The organism is Flavobacterium salilacus subsp. salilacus (genome assembly GCF_004634195.1).
In the GTDB taxonomy this organism is placed as follows: domain Bacteria; phylum Bacteroidota; class Bacteroidia; order Flavobacteriales; family Flavobacteriaceae; genus Flavobacterium; species Flavobacterium salilacus.
This window is the reverse complement of record NZ_SKBP01000007.1, coordinates 141,688-152,130: the sequence shown is the minus strand read 5'-3', so window position 1 is coordinate 152,130 and position 10,443 is coordinate 141,688. Positions and strand designations below refer to the sequence as shown.

4 protein-coding genes are annotated in these 10,443 nt (G+C 40.8%); 2 read left to right on the top strand and 2 right to left on the bottom strand.

What is annotated here, in order from left to right; translation table 11 throughout:
- Positions 1-6,059 (bottom strand): choice-of-anchor L domain-containing protein (locus E0W68_RS10125; protein ID WP_135219313.1); only part of this gene is annotated, 6,059 nt, incomplete at its 3' end.
- A gap of 443 nt (positions 6,060-6,502) precedes the next feature.
- Here E0W68_RS10125 and E0W68_RS10120 point away from each other — a divergent pair.
- Positions 6,503-7,765, top strand: a complete 1,263-nt coding sequence (locus E0W68_RS10120; RefSeq protein ID WP_135219312.1) for a putative DNA modification/repair radical SAM protein — start codon at positions 6,503-6,505, stop codon at positions 7,763-7,765.
- Between the two features lie 2 nt (positions 7,766-7,767).
- On the top strand, positions 7,768-8,544 hold the full coding sequence (locus E0W68_RS10115) for a TIGR03915 family putative DNA repair protein (RefSeq protein WP_135219311.1): 777 nt from the start codon (positions 7,768-7,770) through the stop codon (positions 8,542-8,544).
- Between the two features lie 169 nt (positions 8,545-8,713).
- Here the strand turns inward: E0W68_RS10115 and E0W68_RS10110 are convergent, their stop codons facing one another.
- A complete protein-coding gene (locus tag E0W68_RS10110) occupies positions 8,714-10,351 on the bottom strand; it encodes a hypothetical protein (protein ID WP_135219310.1) in 1,638 nt (545 codons plus the stop codon).
- Positions 10,352-10,443: the final 92 nt, after the last annotated feature.

Sequence of the window (10,443 nt, the reverse complement as noted above, 5' to 3'; positions counted from 1 at the left end):
TCTTGTTCATCGCCCGGGTTGTTGATGTCGCACAGGGTGTAGGGTGCGGGGTTGTTGACTACGGGCAGCGGGTTGACGATGAGTTCCAGCAGCACGATGTCGTAACAGCCGGTGGCGTTGTTGGTTACGCGTACGTAGATAGTGGCGGTAGGGCTGCTGTAGTTGGCAGGCGTAGTTATAGCTGCTGTACCTGCTTCGGCGGCAGCTAGTGTTTCGTGATAGGTAACTGTAAACAGAGCAGGGCTCATACCGTCAAGTACTTCTTCGTCTTTTGTAGTAAGGTCAAAGATGGTCAGACCATCGGTATCATCAATACCTGCATCGCACAGGGCGTAGTCCTGGGGTGTAGCAGCCTGAGGACGTGGGTTTACAATTAAATCTAACTCTACAATTGTATAACATGTAGATACTATATCGGATTGTAGCCTTATATATACTGTTTGGTTGTTTGCCACAATATTAGCATAAGCCGTTGTATTTCCTATAGGTGCGTTATTAAACTCAGCATCTATAAGTGTTTCGTGTACTGTTGCCAAAACGTTTGCCTGCCCTCCCAAAGCAACTTGTATAGATGGAACGAGGTTAAATATACCATGTCCTAAATCATCTATTCCGCAAGTTGTAATTGGTTCCGGCTGTACAAATGTTGGCGGATAAACAACGGTAACCTCAAAATCGCTTTCGGCTGTACAAACAGGAACTGTATTAGTTTCTGCATATATGTATATTGTGCTTGTTGTGGTTATTTCGGTACCTGCAGGCAGCAATGTACCTGTACCTCCCGGAGCAGTGAAATAGTTGCCTACTGCCAACGGAGGCAACACGTAAGCTTCGCAAGCTGCAAAATCTTCAATTTCAGGAACGTAAACAGAGTTTACTGTTATGATGAAGCTTCGCTCATCTGAACAGGTAACAAAGGCATCTCCTGTAGCTTCATAAATGTATATTTCCTGTGTTGATGTTATAAGATCTCCTGCATTTAGCATTGTGCCTGTTCCGGCAGGGCCTGTATAATAATTTCCTACGGTAAGCTGGGGCAGCACATATTGAAAACATACTGATTCGCTTACGGGGGCAGCATCTACTGTTGGGGTATCGAATACTGTAATTATAAATTCGTTTTCGTCATTACAGTTTACCCTTCCTCCCAACTCGGCATATACATATAGTGTTTGTGATGCTGTTATAACATCGCCTGCTTCAAATAATACCTGACCGGGTACATCAGGACCTCCCGGCAATGTGTAATAGTCACTTATTTCAAGCTCAGGAAGTGTATAACTGTCACAAACAGATATTGCTCCATTTTCAGGATCTTCTGCTGTTATGGTATATATATCTATATCAAAGCTATTTTCGGCAGAACAATTTGGTGTTGTACCCGACTCTGCATAAATATACATTGTCATGGACTCTGTAATTACATCGCCTGCAAAATACTGCTGCTGACCGGGAACATCAGGACCTCCCGGCAATGCATAATAGTCTCCCACAATAAGCTCATCCAGTACATACTCGTCACATCTTTCTACTGTAGAACGTGCATCAGGAATTGGTGTATAGTTAACTACTACTTCAAAACTATCCTGTGCAGTACAGTTTGGATTCGTGCCTGTTTCGGCATACACGTAAACTGTTTGTGTGCTGGTTATTAATTCACCTGCGTTAAGTAATGTACCTTCGCCATCGGGCTGTGTATAATAATTTCCTACTAAAATTTCAGGTAGCTCATAAAAATCACATACCGGGTCTAATACCGGCACCGGAGCTAATATGGGCGACTGATTTACTGTTACTGTAAAGAAGTTATTATCAGTACAGTTAGGCACTGTCTCAATTTCTATATACACATAGATATCTTGAGTAGATGTTATTACATCGCCGGCATTAAGCTGAAAACCGGTTCCTGCAGGACCTGTATAATAGTTTCCTACCGGAAGCTCGGGAAGCACATAGCTATCACAAACTGTTGAGCTAACGGGTGCTTGCGGATTAATAAATACTGAGAACATATGCTCTGCAGCACAGTTAGGAGTACCTCCTGTTTCAGCATAAACATAGATATCCATATCAGCACTTATTACCTGACCTGCAAATAGCTGAGTACCTGTCCCTCCGGTACCGGTATAATAGTCGCCTATTGTTAAAGCCGGCAGGGTATAAGTTCCGCACGAACCTACGTTGGCAGGCGTATCTATAGCCGGTGCAGGCTTAATGGTTACGGTAAAACTTTCTTCATCCGTACATACAGGCAACGTATTTGTTGTTGCATATATATAAACAGTTTCGTCAGTATCTATAAGATCGCCTGCTTCATATTGTACCTGACCCGGTACATCAGGACCTCCCGACAGCATGAAATAATTGCCTATTTCCAGTTCAGGAAGTACATAGCCACCACACACTAACTGGTCAGCAGGGTCATCTATATCAAGGTCATTAATTGTAATGATGAAAGAATTATTTTCAAAACAGTTCGGTACCGAATTATTTTCAGCATATACATACAATGTTGTACTTGTACTTATAATATCACCGGCATTAAGCATTGTCCCTGTTCCGTTCGGTCCGGTATAATAATCTCCATTGGTTAACGGCGGTAATTGATATTCAACACACGATGTAACATTTACCGGATCGTCTGCTACAGGCTCTTGGGTAATAGTAACGGTAAAGCTGTCATCGTCTGTACAGTTGGCACCATCGGTAACAGCAACATAGGTATAAATAGTTTGTGTGCTTGTTATAGTTGTACCTTCATTTAAAACAGTACCGCCACCGGCAGGTGCTGTACGATATTCTCCTAAAGGTAATTCAGGAAGCGTATAGCTACCGCACGCATTAACATCTGCAGGGGCTGTCGAACCGTCTATTATAGTTATATTAATGCTCCTCTGCCTGGTACAACCTTCAGGCGATACTGCGTAAACATATACTAACTGGCTGGAAGTAATAGCGGTTCCCGCAGGCAGTAATGTACCATTACCATTGTTACCTGTATAATAATTAGCATATGACGGAAGGATATCCGGCAAGGCATAACTTGTACAGGCAACAACAGGCGAAGTAAAATCTAAAAAAGGAGCCGGATTAATAACAACCTCAAAACTATCTTCGGCAGTACATACCGGTGTGGTATTAGACTCTACATATACATATATAGTTTGGCTTGATGTAATATTTGCACCCGGTGTCAGCTGCGTACCTGTACCTCCCGGACCTGTAAAATAGTCGCCTATAGGTAATGAAGGTAATACATAACTTATACACTCTTCCACATCATCAGGAGCAAGGGCATCTAAATCTATAATGTTTACCACAAAACTTCTTTGTCTGGTACAACCTTCGGGCGATACAGCATATGCATATACTGTTTGTGTTGCAGTTATAACAGTGCCTGCCGGCAATACTGTACCTGTACCGTTAGTGCCCGTATAATAATCAGCGTAAGACGGAAGGATATCCGGCAGTGTATAACTTGTACACGCCGTTACAGCAGGAATAGCTGCAAGTACAGGAAATGGGTTTATGGTTACCGAAAAGTCTTCCTGATCGTTACATGCCGGATTGGTAGGGCTAACGGCATATATATAAATAGTTTGAGAAGTTGTAATTGGTGTTGATACAGGTAGCAGAGTGCCTGTACCATTAGGACCGGTATAGTAGTTTTGACCCGCAGGTAATGCCGGCAATACATAGTTACCACAACGGGTAACGTCTGCCACATCATTTACTTGTATGTTATTTATTGTAATAGTAAAACTTTCCTCTGAGCTACAATCAGGATTGGCAGCATCTACACTGTAAATATAAAGTGTTTGGCTTGTGCTTATTACAGCTCCAGCAGCTATTTGTGTGCCTGTACCTCCTGTGCCTGTATAGTAGCTTTGTCCGGCAGGTAATGCCGGTAATGTATAAGGGCTGCATTCATTTACATCCGCAGGGTCGGTTATAACCGGAGGGTTGGTAATGGTAACCGTAAAGTTATTATTTTCAGTACACGATGCCGCAGCCGGTATATAGAAATATATAACCTGAGTAGCGGTAATTGCAGTACCTCCTGCAATTTCTCCGCCTGTACCGCCGGGACCGTTATAGTAAAACTGTCCGTCGGGCAATACCGGAAGAGTATATGCTCCGCAAGAGGAAACATCCTCAGGTGCTGTAGCCGAAGTAATAATCTCAATGTTGAAGTTTACCTGATTTGCACAGTTTGTAGTACCCTGTGTGTTTACAGCATATATGTAAAGCGTTTGTGATGTTGTTATTTCATCTCCGGCATTCAGCATAGTACCTGTACCGCCTATACCTGTATAATAGTTACCTACAGCAAGCGCAGGCAATGTATAAGTATTACAAGCCTGTACATCGTCAGGGGTTGTTAATACCGGAAGCGGCACAACAATAATTTCGAAGGATGTTAATGTATAACAGTTGGGGTCAAAATTACGTTGTACTCTTGCATATATGGTTTGGCTACCGCTTGTGTAGCTTGATGGTATATCTATAGGATCTGAACCGTCTTCAGCGGCAGCCATAGAGGTGAAGTATAATATTGTGTTTTCGTTTACCGGCTGTGAACCCAATATTGTTCCGTTTTGCAATGATAGGTTGAAGATTGCTTCTCCTGAACCTTCCGCATTTTCACATAAAATAAGGTTATTAGGTTGTGTAGCCACAGGCGCAGGCGCAGTAAGCAACTCAAAAGAAACTACATCATAACAGTTACTGTTATGGCTTTTAACCCTTACCCATATTGTTTCGTTACCCGGACCTGTGTATGTATTGCCTAAGGGCAATACATTATTTTCGGCATTGGCTTGTGTGGCATGGTAAGATACTACTGTAGCAGGATTAAGCCCTTGTTTAACTACAGGTGTGTTTTGTGCAAGGTTGTAGGTATAGCTACCGGAACCATCCTCGCAAGCATAAATATCATTCGGAATGTTGGCTACAATCGGTGGTGCATATTCTATTTCAATATCCTGTGTAACGGTACAGTTAATATCATTTCTTGTTACAGTAACGGTATATGTACCGGGTTGGTTATCGGTTATAACCGCACCTCCGGGTATGTTGATGTCATTTCTTGTCCATGCAAATGTATATAGAGCCTCGTTTGGTTCCAATCCTGTATCAAGGGTAAAAGTATCGCCTTCGCACAATGCGGTATTATTTACTAATGTAAGGTCTAACCCCAACAGTTCCTGACCTAAGTTGAAACCGCCCTGCGGGAAAAATACAGCCGAGTCATATTCACCATCTGTATTATCAGCCCCGCCATCATCAGCAATAACTATCTTTAAATGGTAGGTATTTCCGGGTATAAGTGTTGCCGAAGCATTCATCAATACACTACGCCCTTCATAATTAATAGGTGCTGTGGCAGCATTACCTCCTCCGTAAAAAGCTCCGAAGTATTCGGGGTTTACAGACGGACAGGCTGAGTTGTTTATCTCGTCTTTAATTGTATTTATAGATATTGGCTGCCCTGTTACCGGTATTAAAGCTACGTTTTGGGGTGCTCCGCCTCCAGTAACATCGGTAAGCAACATGGCAAAACCATCGTTAGACTCACACTGGTATGTACCATATTCTTCTGATGCAAAAATATAATCAATAGAAAAAGTTGCTGTTGCCGGAATAAAATCAAACTCAAGTACAGTGGCATTCTTAGAATTTATGGAAATTTCGGCATTTATTGCGGCATCTCCTGCCCATGCCGGCGAAGAGAAGCTGGACGTATTAGTATTAGGTCCTTGTGCTGCTAAAGCATTCCCTGATGTTAACACCACACCTCCTGTAAAAGGAAAAGCAGCATTGGAATTCGTAAACGTACCTATACCATTACCCTGAGAGTAACCAAAATCAGTACCTGTACTTTTTGTAACATTAGAAATTTGCGCCAAGCAGGCATCGTCTGCATTCAATAAAACATTGGTAACTAACTGCGTGTTAGCAGCAGGATTGTTTGTAGGATGTGGCGTGACCACAATTCCCTGCGAAAAAACGTTTATTGATACTACCAATAAAGCAAAAAGGAGTAAATTCTTTTTCATAAATTTAAGTTATACACCATTTATATAATATTGGAAAGCAGTATTTACCACTTTCCCCCCGAACGTTAAAAACTTAATTTACAGGTTTTTAAATAAACCGCAAATATAAAACTTATCCTTCAATTTTACATCTCAATATAATTATTGAGTATATTGAACCTATTTAACTAACACTTCATACATTTTCGATATAATTATGCTTTTTTATTATAATTATATAACAATTCTCTTATCTAAACGATAGATTTTCAGCGCACATAACGTTTTATTTTTATATACTACAGGTAAAATCACCTGTCGAAACAAGGCAACGTCTGTTAAAATCGACCATGTGCTAAATAAAACAGCTAAATAACAAAAAACCCCCATCATATAAATTTATCAAATCATTAAGTTATAATTAATTAAGATTATTTTCTTATTTTTGAAGAAAATAATAATATATGTCAGAAAGGATAAGGGAAAAACTGAGCATATTGGCAGATGCAGCAAAGTATGATGTATCATGTTCAAGCAGTGGCGGCAACCGAAAAAACACTAATAAAGGTATAGGCGACAGCAGTAGCAGCGGTATTTGCCATACCTATACCGAAGACGGGCGATGCGTGTCATTGCTCAAAATTTTGCTTACTAACCATTGCATATACGACTGTGCTTTTTGCGTATCGCGAAAAAGCAATGATGTAAAACGTGCTGCTTTTACGGTAGATGAAGTGGTGGAGCTTACCATGAGTTTTTACCGTCGTAATTATATAGAAGGACTCTTTTTAAGTTCGGGTATTTTTAAAAATGCCGATTTTACTATGGAGCGACTGGTGCGCATTGTTAAGAAATTGCGTACTGAAGAACGGTTTAACGGCTACATCCACCTAAAAACCATACCCGGCGCGAGCGAAGAATTGCTTACGGAAGCAGGGTTGTATGCCGACCGAATGAGTATTAACCTCGAAATGCCTACCGAGAGCGGACTAAAACTATTAGCTCCTGATAAATCGCATGAGGATGTAAAAAAACCACTGGGTTTTATACAAAACACCATTACGCAATATAAAGAGGAGAAAAAAACAGGGCTTATAAAAAGCATCCCCAAGTTTGTACCCGCAGGGCAAAGCACCCAAATGGTTATTGGTGCTACGCCCGAAAGTGATATGGAAATTATGTACAGTGCCGCACAGTACTACAGCAATTTTAACTTAAAGCGGGTGTATTACTCAGGCTACATACCCATAAGTTATGATACCCGAATGCCCGTAATAGGCAGCCAGCCACCCTTACTACGGGAAAACAGGCTATATCAAACCGATTGGCTTATGCGGTTTTACGGGTTTAACGTACAGGAATTGCTGAATCCGAAAAACCCGCACCTTGATACGGATATTGACCCGAAGCTAAGCTGGGCACTGCGCAATATGGAACATTTTCCTATAGATATTAATACTGCCGATTATAAAATGATTTTGCGCATACCGGGTGTGGGCGTTCGGTCGGCACAAAAAATAGTGCAGGCACGCAAGTTTGGCAAACTACGCAGCCACCAGCTTCAAAAAATAGGTGTTGCCTATAACCGCGCCAAACACTTTATACGCTGTGCCGACAGCCCCTACCTACTGCATGAACCTGATGCCCCGCATGTAAAAAACCTCATCCTGGCAGAAAGCAGCAGTAAGTACTTAAAGACAGCCCAAAACCAGTTAAGCCTTTTTTAAATATGGTTACGTATGTTTTTGACGGTTCGCTGGAAGGGCTGCTTACAGCTATTTTTGAGTTTTATGAGCAAAAGCCCGACACAATACAGCTTGTGTGGCAAAAGCTGCACCAGCCTGCCATGCTGGAGGAAACCGTTATTATTGTAAACGACGAGGCAAAAGCAAAGCGTGTTTGGAAAGGGCTGCAACAAAAGCTATCGCCCGAATGGTTAAAACAGTTTTATACGGCATACTTATCAGAGCAGCCACAAACTTTTCAGGATTTGTTTCATTTTGCCTGTTATATTTTTGATAATCCAAAGGGTTCCGAGAAAAACTTTGGCAACCCGCATGTTATAGCCGTATCTAAAATGGTAAAAAAAGTAGGCAGGGAACGCCACCGCATGAAGGCTTTTATCCGATTTCAGAAAACAGCCGACGGGATGTATTATGCTCCTGTAGAACCCGACTTTAATGTGCTGCCATTGATTGTTTATTTTTTTAAAAACCGCTATGCCGACCAGCAATGGATTATATATGATGTGAAGCGCAAATATGGGCTGTATTATAACCTGCACACTGTTACCGAAATTACTTATGAATTTGTATCAGCGATAGACACGAATAAAGTTAACCTGCCACAGGAACTGACTGATAGTGGTGAGGAACTTGCCTCACTACTTTGGAAAGATTACTTTAACAGTACAAATATTCCGGCACGTAAAAACATGAAACTGCACATACAGCACGTACCCAAACGCTATTGGAAATACCTGAATGAAAAGGATGGGAAAAATTAACAGGAAAGGGGCTGCCTCAAAAGTGCTTAAACAAGTATTTTTGTCATTCTGACGAAGGAAGAATCTTTTGTTTATCAAACAATTGAGATTCTTCACTTCATTACATTGCGTTCAGAATGACACTTTTGAGACAACCCCCTTCGTGTTATAGAACTTAAGTTAATCCGTTCTATTCAAAATCAAGCCATTCTATAGCTTCCAGTTTATCAGAACGCACAGGTCTGTCGTTACCTTCAATGCCTAATTCTTTATATACTTCTTTAATAGGCTCTTCTAATAGCCCTAACGATTTAGCCTTGTTAAGTGTATCATTAAGCCTTTCTTTTTCCTTAATGTTTCTGTATGCAAAAACTGTCGATTGTGCCTGTAGTGTAGGATCTACATTCTCAGGCTCCTCTACCCTTATGCGTAGAGCCTGTGGCTCAAAATCCGTAGGGTCTAAATTTGAAATCTTAGTTTTTAGTGTTTCGATGGTCTTATTAATCTCACTAAATGTGTTCTGATTTATATTTTGAGGCACGGGCAGCAATTTAATTAAATCGCTGTCATTAATACCTATACCCGAAATTTCGTACTCAACATTACCTAAGTTCAACTCAGCAATAGCCCCTATGTTGGCAAAGCTGATATCAGTACCAAATTCTGTATTGGAAATTTTCATAATAATACGAATACCCACACCGTAGCGTGTTTCTATAACTTTGCTGCCCGGTTCAGGGTTATCATTCGTATCCATATAATGCACAATACGCCTGCCCAAAGTATAGGTATTAAACGCTGATGAGGCATTGAGCATGGCTCCTATTTTAATTTCGGAGGAATAGTTAGCACTGATTTCGAAATTTTCATCTTCCAGTACTTTTGCTGCCTGTGCCCAGTCAGCAGGAACAGGGTGTGGCTTATACACACTGTCTTCGCTAAGGGTGTAGGTATATGCCGAGTCTATTTCAACCCAGGTACTGTCGATAGTATTTTCTACTTTATTATATTGACCCGAAATCCACTTGGCAGCATCCTGCCTTTGTGTAATCGATGGGGTAACATAGGCATCCTTAATACCAAAATAACTGTACATAAACTGGATTACATTATCGTTTATATTCAGGTTTTTTTGTTGGTACAGTTTTATACAATCTGATAAACTTTTGTTGGATGCAATACAGTGGCTCGCAAAATAAATGGATACCGTGTGCGATTTATCAGGAACTATTTGTGTATTCTTTATTATCTCTATCGGGTATAGCGCAGCCTGTGTCATGTCGCCGATATGCTCTTTAGCCTTTGCAAAAAAATCCTGAATTTTAATAAAGATATCGTTTGTAAAATCGCCTTCCTGTTTTGGCAAGTACTGCGTTAACTCAGGAGTTAAAACACCATATACCGAAATTTTATAGGCTACTTTAGAGAGGTCTAAAGCTCCTGCGGCGGCCACAACACCATAATTGGCATTTATCTTGGTTTCTACATCTTTAACTTCCAGTGTTAAGGCAAAGCCTATACCGTATCTTCTTAAAGCCAGTACTTCGCCATTATTACCCATTAACGGTTTATAACGGTTAGACATTAATGCTGCCATGTAGTAGGTTTTCAGCGATTTAATTTTAGAGTTAGAGTTTACAAACCCTCCAAAACTAAACTCTGAACTGGCATCGATGCTTGCTATTTTCTGCTCAACTTTAAACTCCGTCAGTTTGTCATCAGTATCGGCAACTCCGGTTTCCAGTTCCGCTGCAATTTCCTGAAATACATTATTGTCTAAACTTTTATTTACAATCCCGGCTATGGATATCGATTCAGCTTTTTTCATGATTTTTAGTTGTTATGATTTTTAGAGGTACTAAGTAAGTGATTTTAAAAACAATAAAAATACCCACAAACAGGTATTTGCTAACAATTTAC